This window comes from Spirosoma sp. 48-14 (genome assembly GCF_001898575.1).
Classification (GTDB): Bacteria; Bacteroidota; Bacteroidia; order Cytophagales; family Spirosomataceae; genus Spirosoma.
In genome coordinates this window covers 200,624-214,943 of record NZ_MKUD01000058.1, presented here as the reverse complement: position 1 = coordinate 214,943, position 14,320 = coordinate 200,624, and the positions used below count along the sequence as shown (strand labels likewise).

19 protein-coding genes are annotated in these 14,320 nt (G+C 46.5%); 6 read left to right on the top strand and 13 right to left on the bottom strand.

Annotation, left to right across the window (positions count from 1 at the left end):
* Positions 1-28 precede the first annotated feature (28 nt).
* The 4 genes from BGO59_RS25690 to BGO59_RS25675 are packed head-to-tail and all read left to right on the top strand — an operon-like array spanning position 29 to position 2,766.
* Positions 29-727: an ABC transporter ATP-binding protein gene (locus BGO59_RS25690; protein WP_293688380.1), complete on the top strand. Its 699-nt coding sequence runs from the start codon at positions 29-31 to the stop codon at positions 725-727.
* Positions 727-1,452, top strand: a complete 726-nt coding sequence (locus BGO59_RS25685) for an ABC transporter permease (RefSeq protein ID WP_293688378.1) — start codon at positions 727-729, stop codon at positions 1,450-1,452. The genes BGO59_RS25690 and BGO59_RS25685 overlap by 1 nt, the downstream gene beginning before the upstream one ends.
* On the top strand, positions 1,449-2,222 hold the full coding sequence (locus BGO59_RS25680) for an ABC transporter permease (RefSeq protein WP_293688376.1): 774 nt from the start codon (positions 1,449-1,451) through the stop codon (positions 2,220-2,222). The genes BGO59_RS25685 and BGO59_RS25680 overlap by 4 nt, the downstream gene beginning before the upstream one ends.
* Positions 2,223-2,229: 7 nt before the next feature.
* Positions 2,230-2,766, top strand: a complete 537-nt coding sequence (locus BGO59_RS25675) for a hypothetical protein (RefSeq protein ID WP_293688375.1) — start codon at positions 2,230-2,232, stop codon at positions 2,764-2,766.
* Positions 2,767-2,852: 86 nt separating this feature from the next.
* On the opposite strand, the gene BGO59_RS25670 is transcribed toward BGO59_RS25675, so the two are convergent.
* Genes BGO59_RS25670 through BGO59_RS25655 form a run of 4 tightly spaced genes read right to left on the bottom strand, consistent with a single transcriptional unit; the run spans position 2,853 to position 5,467 of the window.
* The gene (locus BGO59_RS25670) at positions 2,853-3,512 is read right to left on the bottom strand and encodes an SCO family protein (protein ID WP_293688373.1); all 660 of its coding nucleotides are present in this window, start codon (positions 3,510-3,512) and stop codon (positions 2,853-2,855) included.
* Positions 3,484-4,071, bottom strand: a complete 588-nt coding sequence (locus BGO59_RS25665; RefSeq protein ID WP_293688371.1) for a toxin-antitoxin system YwqK family antitoxin — start codon at positions 4,069-4,071, stop codon at positions 3,484-3,486. The genes BGO59_RS25670 and BGO59_RS25665 overlap by 29 nt, the downstream gene beginning before the upstream one ends.
* The gene (locus tag BGO59_RS25660; protein ID WP_293688370.1) at positions 4,043-4,867 is read right to left on the bottom strand and encodes a YHYH protein; all 825 of its coding nucleotides are present in this window, start codon (positions 4,865-4,867) and stop codon (positions 4,043-4,045) included. The genes BGO59_RS25665 and BGO59_RS25660 overlap by 29 nt, the downstream gene beginning before the upstream one ends.
* A gap of 48 nt (positions 4,868-4,915) precedes the next feature.
* Positions 4,916-5,467, bottom strand: coding sequence for a periplasmic heavy metal sensor (locus BGO59_RS25655; RefSeq protein ID WP_293688368.1), 552 nt, complete (start codon positions 5,465-5,467; stop codon positions 4,916-4,918).
* Between the two features lie 36 nt (positions 5,468-5,503).
* On the opposite strand from BGO59_RS25655, the gene BGO59_RS25650 reads away from it, so the two are divergent.
* Positions 5,504-5,668, top strand: a complete 165-nt coding sequence (locus BGO59_RS25650) for a hypothetical protein (RefSeq protein WP_293688366.1) — start codon at positions 5,504-5,506, stop codon at positions 5,666-5,668.
* A 197-nt stretch (positions 5,669-5,865) separates the two neighbouring features.
* Here BGO59_RS25650 and BGO59_RS25645 read toward each other — a convergent pair whose 3' ends face one another.
* The 9 genes from BGO59_RS25645 to nadA all read right to left on the bottom strand — a co-directional run bounded on the left by BGO59_RS25645 (position 5,866) and on the right by nadA (position 13,082).
* Positions 5,866-6,453: an RNA polymerase sigma factor gene (locus BGO59_RS25645; protein WP_293688364.1), complete on the bottom strand. Its 588-nt coding sequence runs from the start codon at positions 6,451-6,453 to the stop codon at positions 5,866-5,868.
* Between the two features lie 99 nt (positions 6,454-6,552).
* Entirely contained in the window at positions 6,553-7,593 is a 1,041-nt protein-coding gene (locus tag BGO59_RS25640) for a hypothetical protein (RefSeq protein WP_293688363.1), read from the bottom strand.
* A 107-nt stretch (positions 7,594-7,700) separates the two neighbouring features.
* The gene (locus tag BGO59_RS25635) at positions 7,701-9,074 is read right to left on the bottom strand and encodes a glutamine synthetase family protein (RefSeq protein WP_293688361.1); all 1,374 of its coding nucleotides are present in this window, start codon (positions 9,072-9,074) and stop codon (positions 7,701-7,703) included.
* A 32-nt stretch (positions 9,075-9,106) separates the two neighbouring features.
* Positions 9,107-9,628 carry a DUF6169 family protein gene (locus tag BGO59_RS25630; RefSeq protein ID WP_293688359.1) on the bottom strand — a complete coding sequence of 174 codons (522 nt, stop codon included), beginning with the start codon at positions 9,626-9,628 and terminating at the stop codon, positions 9,107-9,109.
* Entirely contained in the window at positions 9,594-9,776 is a 183-nt protein-coding gene (locus BGO59_RS25625; protein WP_293688357.1) for a hypothetical protein, read from the bottom strand. Before BGO59_RS25625 ends, BGO59_RS25630 begins: the two co-directional genes overlap by 35 nt.
* A 97-nt stretch (positions 9,777-9,873) precedes the next feature.
* Entirely contained in the window at positions 9,874-11,466 is a 1,593-nt protein-coding gene (nadB, locus tag BGO59_RS25620; RefSeq protein ID WP_293688355.1) for an L-aspartate oxidase, read from the bottom strand.
* A gap of 7 nt (positions 11,467-11,473) precedes the next feature.
* Positions 11,474-11,845: a DUF5615 family PIN-like protein gene (locus BGO59_RS25615; protein WP_293688353.1), complete on the bottom strand. Its 372-nt coding sequence runs from the start codon at positions 11,843-11,845 to the stop codon at positions 11,474-11,476.
* On the bottom strand, positions 11,829-12,059 hold the full coding sequence (locus BGO59_RS25610; protein WP_293688351.1) for a DUF433 domain-containing protein: 231 nt from the start codon (positions 12,057-12,059) through the stop codon (positions 11,829-11,831). Before BGO59_RS25610 ends, BGO59_RS25615 begins: the two co-directional genes overlap by 17 nt.
* A gap of 33 nt (positions 12,060-12,092) precedes the next feature.
* The gene (gene nadA / locus BGO59_RS25605) at positions 12,093-13,082 is read right to left on the bottom strand and encodes a quinolinate synthase NadA (protein ID WP_080053794.1); all 990 of its coding nucleotides are present in this window, start codon (positions 13,080-13,082) and stop codon (positions 12,093-12,095) included.
* A gap of 182 nt (positions 13,083-13,264) precedes the next feature.
* Between nadA and BGO59_RS25600 the strand changes: the two genes are divergently transcribed.
* A complete protein-coding gene (locus tag BGO59_RS25600) occupies positions 13,265-14,320 on the top strand; it encodes a 2Fe-2S iron-sulfur cluster-binding protein (protein WP_293688348.1) in 1,056 nt (351 codons plus the stop codon).

Genomic DNA, 14,320 nt, shown 5'->3' with positions numbered 1-14,320 from the left:
GAATAGTTCTTTTATAGAAAATTTATGTATGCTAATAGTGGATACCCTAACTGTCCGTAAAGGGGAGAACGATATTGTATCAGAGGTAAGCTTTGAGGTCAAACCCGGCGAAGCCGTTTGTGTATTGGGGCGCAACGGAGCCGGTAAAACGACCCTATTGCGAGCCGTTCTAGGTGCTGAACCTGTAGCAACAGGTCAATCGGTAATACAAGGCTGTAATATGCATCAGCCCGAACGTCAACGGGTATTACCGGAGATAGGGGCTGCGATTTATTCTAATTCGTTTTACAATTATCTATCAGCCTTTGAGAATCTTCGTCTTACACAACGTTACTATGGAGTAACCCGTTTTTCGGTGAACGAAATACTGCATCAATTTGACTTGTACGACGTTCAGCAACGACCGGCTAATCAGCTTTCGGCGGGCATGAAGCAACGGCTACTGCTGGCATTGGCGTTTATCAACAAACCCATGTTATTACTTCTTGATGAACCGTTTACTGCCGTTGACCGAGACAACACACGGTTCATTCTACGACTACTCGCCGAATTACAGCGCGAATACGGGACAACTGTTGTACTAACGAGCCACTCATTGCCCGATGTGGAAGCGTTCTACAGCCGTATTCTTCTTCTAAAAGCAGGCCGATTGGTTGCCGACCAGACGAAGGATGAAGTTAGAGTAAGTGGGCGTTCAGTGACCAACCTATATGATGAATATGCCTGATGCTTCCGGTTCTGCAAAATGAATGGCTGAAACTTCATCGCCACTTACACCTACTTTGGGCTGGTGCACTTGCTTTCGTAGTGAGCGGTTTTATGATTCAACGATTTTGTGAGACAGCTTTGCGGGTATATACGTTTTGGGCGGAAACTCATCCAGAACGCACATTTGCCTTTTTCTTTTATGACCAAGTAAACCTTACTTTATCATTCCTACAATTTTTATTGGCTTGTCTGGCTACAGTGGCCGTCTTTGACACAGAAACGGCTGAATCCTTAATTCAACTCACCCGATTGTTGCCGGTATCGGGTTTGAAAGTTATGGTTGCCAAGCTTTTATACAGCATGAGCTTTTTATTGATGAGTAGTAGCTTTATGGCTGCGCTATTGGTGTTACTGCAACAACCATTCTTATCATACATGAATGCACAGGAACGATTAGGCATTGTTGAATTAGGTTGGCATTATGGGCTGAGGGCTTTGCTTATGCTACCCGTTTCCTTACTGGCTGCGCTTATCACAACCTGTTTCTTTGGTAAACCTCTGGCGGTACTGGTCCTAAGTATGTTGGCCACCCTTGCCCTGATGGCTGTACCTGCCTTACCTTATTCGCACCTATTTTGGTTTTCGCCGGTCAACGCGGCTCCTTTCGATTTGATAGATATGTTGGTGTCAATCGGCTGGACGGTGGTATTAAGTAGGCTATTGTATAAACAATACACCGCATGAATAGCTGGCGCGTTTATTTCAAAAATGAATGGATGAAGCTAATCCGACAGCCGCAGGTAGTTTGGATACTACTGATTGGCGGCTGGACACTGGTAGGTTGGGCATGGCTTCTTGGACAGGGATCAATGGCTGGTAAGCGCTCCGTCAGCTTCGACGGGTACTTTTTGGGCTTTTTCTTACCTATTCAACTCATTTCACTCCCTATTTTCTCCCTTGTTTTCTTTGTAATTCTATATAGCGAACGGCAAAATCAGACGGTTTCATGGCTGTATCGCTTACCAATTCGAGCAGATCGATGGTACGTAGCTAAGTTTTTGACTGCCTGGCTACTTTGTCTGTTGGTCTTATTGATTAGTTTGTTAGTGGCTGGTTTTGTTTTGTACGGGTATGCGACAGATGTTATTGATAATTTGACAATGAGTCAGTTTTTCGGAAAGCTTATGGCTATTTCGGCTCATTTAATGTTATTGACAGTTCCAATGTGGCTAACCTTTTTCCTACTATCTTCCCTCATCCGAACACCCACCATTGCCGTACTTGTCTTGCTAGTGTTGCAAATTCTAACTGGGTTTAGCCATCATTTTCCAAATCCATTTGCTGCGTTGCGGCTTGCCATCGGTTATGCCTCAGCTAATGGGCTAATTTCTTATCAGCCTGAGCTTCAGGCTCAATATGTTACTGCCGGAGTTTACGTGTTGTTGGTAGCTTTGGCTGTCTGGCTATATGGTCGTTGGAGACCTAACAAGTTGGTAAATTTTCTACTAAACTAACTCTTGTATGCCGTCTCGTTTTGTTTCGATGGTGCTACTTCTGGCCATGCTGTATGCGGTGATTCTTATTGTTTTGGAAACGGTCGCTTATATAGCCGAGCAGACGCATACAGCTTTACCCAATTTCAATCTTTTAAGTGTGCTACTTTCGTGGGGAGGTGTAGTCGTCGGCTTTCATCGTTTTGCCAAACCTATTCTGCTTTCTGTAGAAAAAACCGTCCTAGCTGTACTTGGCGTGGTAATTCTGGGTGGTATTCTGTTAACGGGTTTCGATATAGGTTTACATCATTACATTGACACAGATTACAAAAATAGAATTGCAGTTAAGAATCTGGAGGCAAGTCAACAAAAAATGATGGAGATTGAAACAGAACAGAATGTAGTTTTTGATGATGATGGGACCGAAAGTCTACAAAAATTTCGTGACTTTTTCAGCGTCAAAGGTTTAATCCAAACGCATATCATTGGTGGACTTATTTCATCGGTGCTGCTTGCATTTATCGTGTTGTTGACTTCGTCAGCGGCAGGAAGGTTTCAAGAATGAGTGTTCAATCGGGTAGCCATAGCAGCAATTCTGTCAGCAAACGGTATAATTGGTGAATACTAAATAGTACACCGTAAGCCGAATTTTCAATCTGTTTCTTTTTTCAACGTCCTAATGTCGGCTATAAGTTGCTGCATTTCAAGCTCAAGCGTGCCATTGTAAATACCCCGAATGCGTTTGTGCTTATCGACCAGTAAGAAATGTTCGGTATGCAGAAAATTCGTACTGTCTTTACTAAAGCCTAGTTCTTCTTCGGCGAAATACGACTGTCGGGCAAGCTGATAAATTTCCGATTTGTTGCCGGTTAGGAAATGCCAGTTTTTCGCCTGGATACCATTCGTCCGGCAATAGGTTTTCAGCCGGGCTACGCTGTCAATCCAGGGGGTAACGCTGTAAGACAACAAAACTAGATTGTCATCATCGGGGAAAGCCTTTTCGACCAACTGCATGTGCTTGGTCATTTTGGGGCATATGGCTCCGCAGGATGTGAAAAAAAAGTCGGCTACATGAATGTTGCCTTCAATAGTTTTCTGGGTAATCGCGGCTCCGTTTTGATCGGTAAACGAAAAGGTACCAATCATATGTGGCACTTTCTTAGCTACATCTTGCTGGGAATCAAGGAAGATTGGGCTGAAGTCGGGCGCGTTGTAGTAAGGTAGTCTGGTTTCGGTAGGCTGATGAGAACAACTGAGGCAGCCTATAAGAAGCCCCCAAAGACTACTGCTTAAAAAGACTATCTGTCGCATTGACGCAGTTTTTTGTGCCGAGCAAACCATATCGTCGGCCAGCTATGATGATGTAGTTCGCTTTTACTTTTCCGTTGTCGTAAAATTGCTTTTGCTGGCCATCCTCGTAGCCATTTTTGTAGGTCATTTCTTTGAGTAATAGTCCCGTAGGACCCCATTCCCGACAAACGCCGTTATATTCGCCATCGTCAAAATGATAAGCCATTTTCAGAGTACCATCTGGCCACCAGGCGGTTAAATCACCTACTTTCTGGCCATTCTCGAAAAATCGCTTTTCGGCTAGTTTGCCATTCTCGTAGAAACGCTTCCATTCGCCCTGTTCTTTCCCATCCCGAAAACCAACGATCTCAACAGTGTCTTTTTTATTCTCCGCGAGCGTATAAACCACACCCGTAAATGGCTGGTCATTATCAACAGCCAGCCCGTTCTGCCAGTGCACATGTACAGTGGTTGCTTCAAAGGCTGGCAACTTGTCGGACGTTACAGGACCCGAACAAGATGCCAGCATGATGAAGGTTAATCCCATCCACTTATTTAGAAGCCGTTCCGGGCGTACCATAATAGCCACTGCCGTTGATGTAAGGATCGCTTGACGTAATATGATAGTGGTAGATACCATTCGGGTAATCGGCCGTGGCGTGTGTATGGCCATGGTAGGCATCTAAGGAGGAAGCCGCTACCGTCGCTCCATTTTCTTCTGGCCCGTAAACCGGAAAACCATCCAGTAAAAAGCCTAATAGTGACGATTTAGTCCCTTTAACGGTAGTCAGGTATAGAGGCTCTACGTGGTAATGGTATTCACTGCTTGGCGAAGGATGCCCCCACCATTGGTCAAACGAGACAACTTCATTCGTCAGAGGCTGGTTAGGGCCTGCATATTGGTTGAAAAAGGCCACTCCATTCAGCGATACTCCGATAGGCCCCAGATTGGTCGCTGAATGAGAAGAAGCTACTTTGGGGTTCAGCGGAATTTTAAACGTGTAATTCTGAACGGCAATGGAGTTAGGATTTTTAGAAAACTTGTTCCCACCGAAGGTAGTCCCGGTAAAGTTTTCGTACAGGCTGTTTGACGCAGCGTAATAAATACTCTTGTGATCGGGTGCACCTGAGGTTTTTATATAGACATAAGTGCCATCGGTTGTAATGCTGGTGGCACCATAAATCTTTTTGAATACATCAGGTACACCCGTGCCTACCGACGTAGTTGTACTGCCCGTGGCTGTTGTGGTACTGCTGGTTCCCGACGTAGAACCTGAGGTGGTTGGGTTGACAGAGTCGTCGCTCTTGTTACAGCTAATGAATGTCAGGATACCAAAAGATAGGATCAGGGTAGTGAATGCGTTGGTTCTGTTCATGGTAATTAGTCGTTAATTACCCGCTTAGACGATATGCTTTGCACATTCCTACGGTCGGGGTGGAAAATTTTTGGGTGGCTCGTCGGGGCGCCCGCCCGGTGGCTCATGGCCAGGGCCTCTTGGCGGGCGTTGCTGCCGACCAAAAAGCCGGGCAAGTTCGTCGACCAACTGGATAAAGTCTGCTTGCTGGTCGGGCCGACATAAGGCTTTGATTTGCTTAAAATGGGCGAAATTGAGTTCTGCCAGATGCCGCTGGTTGTCGGCGATTTGTTGAGATAACGCTTGCTGCTTTGCCGAATCGGGCTGCGGTGTGGTCAATAAGTCGTAATAGGCCTGGAATAACTGAACGGACTTATCGTTCAACTGCTGGGTTTGCTGCTGATGCTGCCTGATCATTTCCCGATATTGCTTCTGCTGTGCTTCGTCGAAATGGAGTCGCTCAATAATAATACGTGCTGGCTCTTCCCGTCGGGGAAATGGACCTCGAGGTTGCTCTGACTGAGAAAATTGGCCTGATTTAATCACGACAAAGCCAATAGTCAGCAGGTTGAGTAGAAGTAGAGCAATAACGGAGAAGGTTAGTAGTTTTGTCCGCTCCATAAATCATATGGTTGATTGGTAGACGGATACAATTGCATGCCTGATACAACAGTATTAAGATCGGATGTATCGTTTGTTTTTGGCGTCGAACTGTTGTCAATGATTCGCCAGTTAAGTAGTAAAAGTAAGGCGAAGGAAGCTACCGTGAGCCACACTGTTCGGGCAGGTATGTATACGGGGCTATTTCTGGTCGCCAGCTGATGTTGAATTTTAGCGAACAAAAACGGACTAGGCTCGGCCCGCTGCATACCTTCCAGGCTGTTCAGTACACTATTTATCCATTTATCTTTTTCTGGTTTCATACGAAGACAGACGATAAATCGTTTTGATTCCTACGGCTATTGGGTAAAAATAGTAGAGTTGTAAGGTAAATTACGGCACGGATGTCTGAAAATGCTTCACCGGTCCGGCAAATACCAGCTGGCCAATCGTTTCCGCAAGTTTTCATTGGCTCGCTGGAGTAGTGATTCAACGGCTCCAACGGTTACAGTCATAACGTTAGCTGCTTCAATATTCGTTAACCCCTCAATTCGAGTTAGGATATACGCCGTTTTTTGTTTGTCGGGTAATTGGTCGATGGCCTGGAATAGCCGGGACGCATTTTCCTGATTTTCCAGTGCAACACCTGGATGAAAAAAGTCGGTAGGGTGGTGGATGACTTCGCCCGTAGTGTTATCGAATAAACTAGTCAGAAAGGCAAACCGCTTCTGTCGCTTTTTTCGCTTCTGAAAATCGAGCGACTTGTTGATCGTTATTCGATAAAGCCAGGTTGTAACCGCTGCATCTCCTTTAAACTGGCTTGCCGAGCGGAAAACATCGACGAAAACGTCCTGCGTGATCTCTTCAGCATCTTCTCGGGAACGAACGTAACTGAGGGCGGTATTAAATATACGGCTTTTAGTCAGTTCGTACAGTTGTCGGAAAGCCGTTTCGTCTCCTTGCTGGATCGATTCAATCAGGGTTGAAAGGTCGGTCAGAGCAGGCATTGCGCGTTAGAGAACGATAGTCATTTAGTTGTCATTGATGGTCATTGTTTGTCATTCGTTGTGCATCCAATAAATGACCATCAATGACAACTAAATGACTTAAATGCCCAGCGCTTTCAGAATTTTTTCCGCATCGAAGGTTTCAATGGATGGGAAATAGGTCTGATATGCTTCACGCTGTAATTTGGTGGCATACGTTCGATGGAAGAAGTAGCGACCGTATTTTATGACGTAGTTGAGTATAAAGAATCGATAGGCTTCGGGCAGGAAACGAATTTCGTTCTCCGTCAGCGGATACACGGCATGATACTCCTTCAAAAATAATAGAAACCGCTCTTCCATCAATGGACCTATGACGTAGCTAAATACAGTTCGGTCACCAACATTGGAAGCAACCCGGCTGAAAAAATAAAAGTCCATAACCCGATAACTCACTCTGAACCAGTCGTAATCCCATCGGGAATACAACTCAAAATTACGTGTTACCGAAAAATTACCAATGTTCCAGTCCACAAATACGGGCATGGTCTCAACAATACCGGCTACGAGCTTCTGACGATTTTCCAGAAAAAGATTGCACTGCCGTTTTAGTTCTTCTACGTGCATTCGATGCTCAAACTGGCCAGCTTCGGTATCTAGTACGTCCAGTAAATCCCAGATATCGGAGCGAAGCGTTTTGCTGGACTTGGGCAAAACCGGGCTGACTCGTGAACAGGCCTTGTGAAATTTGGCAATTTGGCGGCCCAGCATCTGAATTTGATGCTCTTCCAGCCGTCGGGGAAGCTTTTGTTGAATGCGAATGGGATTGTAAAACACAACCCAGGCATCAATATAGCCGTTCTTGTACCGATACGTATAAACCTGACCATCGCGCACCAGTGATTTAGCCAGCACATTTTCGAACGGGTAGAGTAAGTTATTGGCCAGTGCGTGAATGATCCGGTGATCTTCCAGAAAGTGTTCGTGCCTACCGAAATAAGATAGTTTGGCAATAATATGGCCACCATCTTCAAACCGTACCCGAAAAACGTGGTTAGTCGAAACCCGGGCACTGATGTCCTCAATGGTATGAATCTGCACCGATGGGTCGAAATCAGCCCAGGCTTTTTTTATAATAGAATGATAATCTACGAGACGCATTGTAATGGTTGTAGAGACGCCATACTTGGCGTCTCCTGACCGGATGGCTTAACTCCAGACGGCTCAGGCTGACGCAAAGGAGACGCCAAGTATGGCGTCTCTACAGGTTAAATTATTTCAAAATACCGCTTCAACTCCCAATCGCTGACCTGGCGAAGATATTGTCGCCATTCCCAGTTTCGGGTGCGTGTAAAGTGGTCAACAAATTCAGCTCCAAACAGTTCAGCCGCAACGGGGGAGTGGGCCATTGCCTGGGTTGCTTCGTCCAGATTTGTCGGCAGAATACCATTTCGTTTATCCGCGTAGCCATTTCCAGCCGAAGCGGGAATATCGAGCGTTAACTTATGCCGAATACCATACAAACCAGAAGCCAGCGAAGCCGCAATGGCCAGATACGGATTGGTATCCGACCCCGAAACCCGATGCTCTACGCGTGTGTAAGCTTCCTTGTGGTTTAATACCCGAAGCGCCGTTGTTCGGTTATCTACCGACCAGGTAATGGTCGTTGGTGCCCAGGCACCCTCAACCAGCCGTTTGTAGCTATTGATGGTTGGCGCAAACATGGGGGTAATATGGGGCAAACAATACAATTGACCAGCCATGAACTGCTGCATCAATTCACTCATCTGATTCGGCTGGCTGGCATCAAAAAATAAGTTTCGGCTCTGATCCAGACTCCAAAGGCTTTGGTGAATGTGTCCACTACAACCCGGCAGATCGGCGTTCCACTTTGCCATGAAAGTAGCTATAATACCATGTCGATAGGCAATTTCTTTGACCGCCGTTTTAAACAGAACGGCTTTATCGGCAGCCCGAACAACCTCGTCGTGCATAATAGCCGCTTCATAAACACCAGGCCCGGTTTCGGTGTGGAGTCCTTCCAGCGGAATGTCGAAACGGGCTAATAAGTCGAACAGGTCATGATAAAAAGCACTTTCGAGCGAAGGACGCAGGATGGAGTAACCAAACATACCGGGCGTAAGTGGCTCCAGATTCAGGAACGATTTTTCCTGTAGGCTGCGGGGGGTTTCGCGAAAATTGAACCATTCGAACTCCTGCGCAAATCGGGCATGGAAACCCATTTGATGGCATTGGTCAGCGATTCGTTTTAATAGGCTGCGAGGGCAGGAAGCTAAGGCATATGCGTTGGGTTCCTGCCCAGCTTTAGAACTGAAATCGGCCAGGAAAAATGGAATATTATCTTGCCAGGGGAGTTGCCGAAATGTCGATACATCAATTCGGACAGGCGCATCGGGGTAGCCCGAATGCCAGCCTGTAGTGCGGCCATTATCGTAAGGCGTATCGGACGAATCCCAACCCCAGACTACATCACAAAAGCCGAAGCCATCGTTCAGGCCATCCAGAAATTTTTGTCGATGAATAATTTTGCCCCGAAGTACGCCGTCGATGTCTGTAAAGGCATACTTGATTTTAGGGCTTTCACTTTGCTTGATGAAGTCGATGATGGCTTGCTGGTCCATGAATGTGGGAAATTCGGCAGAGGAAGTTACGATTATTTAGTATCGTTGTCTGCCCATAGAACTAACTTCTGATATGCAGCAATAATTTGCGGAAACAGAGGGTGGTTTGCCAGTAATAGTAATGATGTATAAACAGGGTGGCCATTATCATCAAATTCAAGATCTATTTTCATCAAGGGAGAACCCTTACTCTCAAAATAACTGTACCAGGAATTGAATTTTCGGAAGCGGACAGCCTGTCGACCATCGGCAGAGTCGCAGATGTAAACGATAACAGCGCCTTCCCGTTTGAAAAAATTGCGAAAAATAGCAGCGATAGTTGGCGGTAAAAGCGGATCTGGCGGGGGATTGATACCAACTATATTTTCCTCGATACGAATAACAAATTCATATACATCATTATTGAATGCGGGGTCATTGGGAAATAAATAACCCGATGGCTTAAACATCACTTCATAAAGTATGCCTAACCCATTAGCGAAGTAATATGAATTTGAAGGACCACCGCCAAACGTAAAGTCATGCTTTAATGACTGTTGTTCCTCGTTCTGCATTCCGTTTCTTCAGTTCAGCGATAGCCGCTTTTTGACTTTCCGTCAGCTCGTGGGGTTTGCTTTCTTCCAACTTTCGTTGTTCCAGAATCCAGCGGAATAAGGCGGCCCCACCTTTTGGACGGCTGGTTGGATCATGTGCTAATTCCATATGACTTATCGAGTTATTCAAAGGTACTTATTTCAGATCAGAACAATAATAAACCAAACCAGAGTTCTGCTTAAGCCTAAACGCTATAAGGCAATTCTTATTCCGCTTTTACGTTGTCCAGATTAAAATGTAGTCCGGTATTTTCGCGACGAGCCATCGCCATTTTAATTACGAGATAAGCCACCTCAATCATATTTCGAAGCTCACAAATCGGAACCGACACTTTCGATTGACGGTATAGCTCTTCGTGTTCGAGATAGATTAGCTCCAGGCGATCCATAGCCCGTTTTAATCGGCGGTTTGAGCGAACAATACCTACATAGTTCGACATAATGGATTCCAGCTCTTTTTTCATTTCGGTGACCAGAACCAGTTCTTCGGGATGAGTCGTACCCGCGTCGTTCCATTCAGGAATCGTATTCGGTGTAACGGCCTGACTAAGCATCTCGACCGTTTTTTCGTAGGCACGGTGCCCAAAGACAACTGCCTCCAGCAATGAATTGGAGGCCAGACGATTAGCGCCATGAAGGCCGGTACAGGAGCATTCACCGACTGCGTACAGGAATTGTATGTTGGTTTGGCCCCATTCGTTCACACGAATACCGCCACACAGGTAATGCTGGGCCGGAACAACGGGAATGTAATCTTTTCGTAAATCGAGGCCCAGGCGATCACGGCAATAGGCGGTGATGGTTGGGAAATGCTCAATAAACTTCTCATAGTCGCAATGGGTCACATCCAGATAAACGTGTGAATCCCCTGCTTTTTTCATTTCGGAGTCAATAGCCCGGGCCACAATATCGCGCGGTGCCAGCGATAGACGAGGGTCGTAGTTTTCCATGAACGTTTCGCCCTTCTTGTTGCGGAGAACTCCACCAAAACCCCGTACGGCTTCCGAAATCAGGAAGTTCGGTTTTTTGCCGGGTTCATACAGAGCCGTTGGGTGGAACTGGATAAACTCCATGTCTTTGCAAATGCCTTTGGCCCGGTAAGCCATCGCAATCCCGTCGCCTGTGGCAATGTTAGGATTGGTGGTACTTTGGTAAATGTTGCCAATGCCACCCGTTGCCAGTAAGGTAGTTTTAGCCAGAAACCGCTCGACTTTGCCCGTTTGGGTGTTCAGTACATAAGCACCAAAGCATTTGTTGTCGGTGTCGTAGCGGTGAACCGTTTCGCCCAGTTGATGGCGTGTAATGAGTTCGACGGCGTAGAAATGCGTGAAGATCTCAATGGATTTCAATGAGGCCGCTTTTTCGAGTAGCGCCCGCTCAATTTCTGCACCCGTAATGTCTTTGAAGTGAAGAATCCGGTAATCGGAATGGCCGCCTTCTTTGGCAAGGTCGTAGTCGGTACCGCCATGCTCTTTGTCGAAACGTGTACCATAGTCGATCAGCTCCTGAATACGTCCGGGTGCTTCGCGTACGACAATCTCGACAATGTGGCGGTCGCTCAGAAAATCACCGGCTACCATTGTGTCTTCAATATGTTTCTCGAACGAGTCATCTTCCGACCATACGGCCGCAATGCCGCCCTGAGCATACTTCGTATTTGTTTCTTCAGCCTGTACCTTGGTGATGACACCGATACGAACGGGCTGTTCTACTTTTTCAAAATGCATTGCCAGCTTGGTGGCATAACTCAGGCCCGCAATACCGGAGCCGATAACCAGAAAATCAAATTGATGGGGCATTGATTTTTTATTTGGCGGGTCTTATTCGTAGCTGTTCATTACTAAGTACAGAGAAGCTGTTGATAAGTTCATTTCCCTGTTTTATGATGACGTCCATAACCCGTTTAGACTTTTCGCTGCTATTCATTTTTAAAAGCCTGACCAGTAAAATACCACAATGGTTCATGCGAAGCCGGTGGACGAGTTCACCAAAGTCTTTGTCTTCTGTAAGCAGGATAGCCTTTCTGTCTACCGCAATTTGCAGTACCTGAGTGTCAGGTATACTAGAAAATGACTCAGCTATCGCAACGACTGAAAACCCGCTTTCCCGGAGTTGTTTAACGACAGCAAAGTCGAAATTTTCATCGGCTACAAAGAAATAGTCATCCCGCTTGGGCATAGACGACTTCGTTTTTTACTGTTTCTGATGCGAATAACAGACAGGCGTAAAATGCTTCTTCACGAACACGTGGGTATGATGCCAATAACTGAGGTATTGTTTCTCCGTTACCTAGTTTCTCCAGAACTAAATCCACTGGAACGCGCGTACCTTTTATAACAGGCTTACCAAACATAATGGTTGGGTCTGAAGTAATGTAATCTCGCCAGTTCATAGTTTTTCGGTTTTCAAGTATCTGTCGTCTATTTTACTTGCTCAGTTCCAGCATCCGTGCTACGGATTCGTAAGCCTTCAGCCGCACATCTTCTGGGACAATGATCTCAGGTTGTTCATAGAGCATGCAATTGTACACTTTTTCGAGTGTATTCATCTTCATGTAGGGGCATTCGGAACAGGCGCAGGTGTTGTTCTGACTGGCTGGTGCCGGAATAATTTTCTTATGCGGTACGGCCTGTTTCATCTTGTGCAGAATACCCGCTTCTGTACCGACAATGAAGGTCTGCTCTGGACTATCGACTACGTATTTCAACAGCGCTGTGGTAGAACCCACGTAATCGGCTTCGCTCAGAATATGCTCCTGGCATTCGGGGTGGGCGATAAACTTAGCGTCGGGGTACTCAGTCCGTAGTCTATGAAGTTTTTCAAGAGAAATATCAATATGAACAATGCAGGCACCGTCCCAAAGTACCATATCACGGCCCGTTTTTTTCGAGATGTAGCGGCCCAGATTGGCGTCGGGAGCAAAAATGATTTTTTGATCTTTCGGCAGGCTTTCCACAATTTTCAGCGCGTTCGAGGACGTAACGATAATGTCGGATAAGGCCTTGATGTCGGCTGAGCAGTTGATGTACGATAAAACGATATGGTCGGGATATTGCGCTTTGAAGGCGGCAAACTTGTCGGCTGGGGCCGAATCGGCCAGCGAACAACCGGCATTGAGGTCGGGAATGACGACTTTCTTTTGGGGAGAAAGAATCTTCGCCGTTTCGCCCATGAAATGGACTCCACAGAACACAATCATGTCGGCAGGAGTGGCCGCGGCCTGTTGGCTTAGGCCCAGGCTATCACCAATGTAATCGGCTAAATCCTGGATAGCGCCATCAACGTAGTAGTGGGCGAGAATGACGGCATTCTTCTCTTTTTTTAGCCGATTGATTTCAGCTACTAAATCTATATCTTCAGCAACGGGCTTATTGACGTACCCGACTCGTTGAACTTCTTCCAGGAGTGCTTCCATTGGTAGTGTATGCTCGGTTTTTTAATCTAAACAACGGTTGGATTGAAAATGTCACTGCGTGAATCCACCACACTGCCGAATCCACGGCAAGATCGGACTGGCCGACGAATTTCAGGAAATCGTTTGGGCTTTCAAACAATCGTCCTGATTTGATTAGTTTTGACGTATAGGATTAAGACTATATGACTGACGATTTGTTACAACTTCGCATCGTTCGTATCATTTCCGAAACGGCCGATACCCGAAGTTATATACTTGAATCTGTGGACGGACGTCCAGTTGCGTATCAGCCTGGACAGTTTCTGACGTTACTACTTACTCACCGCGACGGAGGAACGAATGCTCATGAAGTCCGTCGGTCGTATTCGCTGAGTTCGATTCCGGGCGAACCGTTGCAACTGACGATTAAGCGGGTAGAAAATGGTGAAATCTCACGCTATCTGCATGATACACTTCGGGTTGGCGATGTGCTGACGAGTCTGCATCCGGCTGGTCGTTTTACGCTGGATTCGAATCAGAGCGGTGATCTGGTGTTAATAGGCGCAGGCAGCGGTATCACACCACTCTTTGCCTTGCTGAAACAAACGTTGTATAACGAACCTAACCGACGGGTAACGCTACTCTATAGCAACTCGACCGAGCGACGAATTATTTTCAACGAAGCCTTAGCAGATTTACAGCAAAAATTCCCGGATCGATTTCGGATATTTCACCTGCTGAGCAATCCGCCAGACAATTGGGTAGGTCTCCGTGGCCGATTGAATAATGTCATGCTTGAGCGACTGCTACCGACATTACTTGGCGGTTCCAATCCCGAAACCCTCCGATTTTATATCTGCGGTCCCGGTGATTATATGCGTATGGCGCAGTTTACGCTCATCTTCAGCGGCTTTCAGCTAAGCCAGATCCGACGCGAAAATTTCGTGGTTGAGCCGGTTGTTAGTTCTCCACCGCCCATTGTTGCGGAGGATCGAACGGTATTGCTGCGTTTTCGCGGAAGAGAGATAGAAATTCAGGTGCCAGCCTATAAGTCGATCTTACAGGCTGCTTTAGACGAAGGGGTTATGTTGCCTTACAGCTGCCGGGGTGGGCGCTGTTCGACCTGTGCAGCCCATTGCCTGTCGGGACGGGTCCACATGACGATCAACGACGTACTCACCGATCACGATCTGGCCGATGGCTGGGTACTGACCTGTACGGGGTATCCTGAGAGTGATGGAATTGTGATTGAGGTGTAA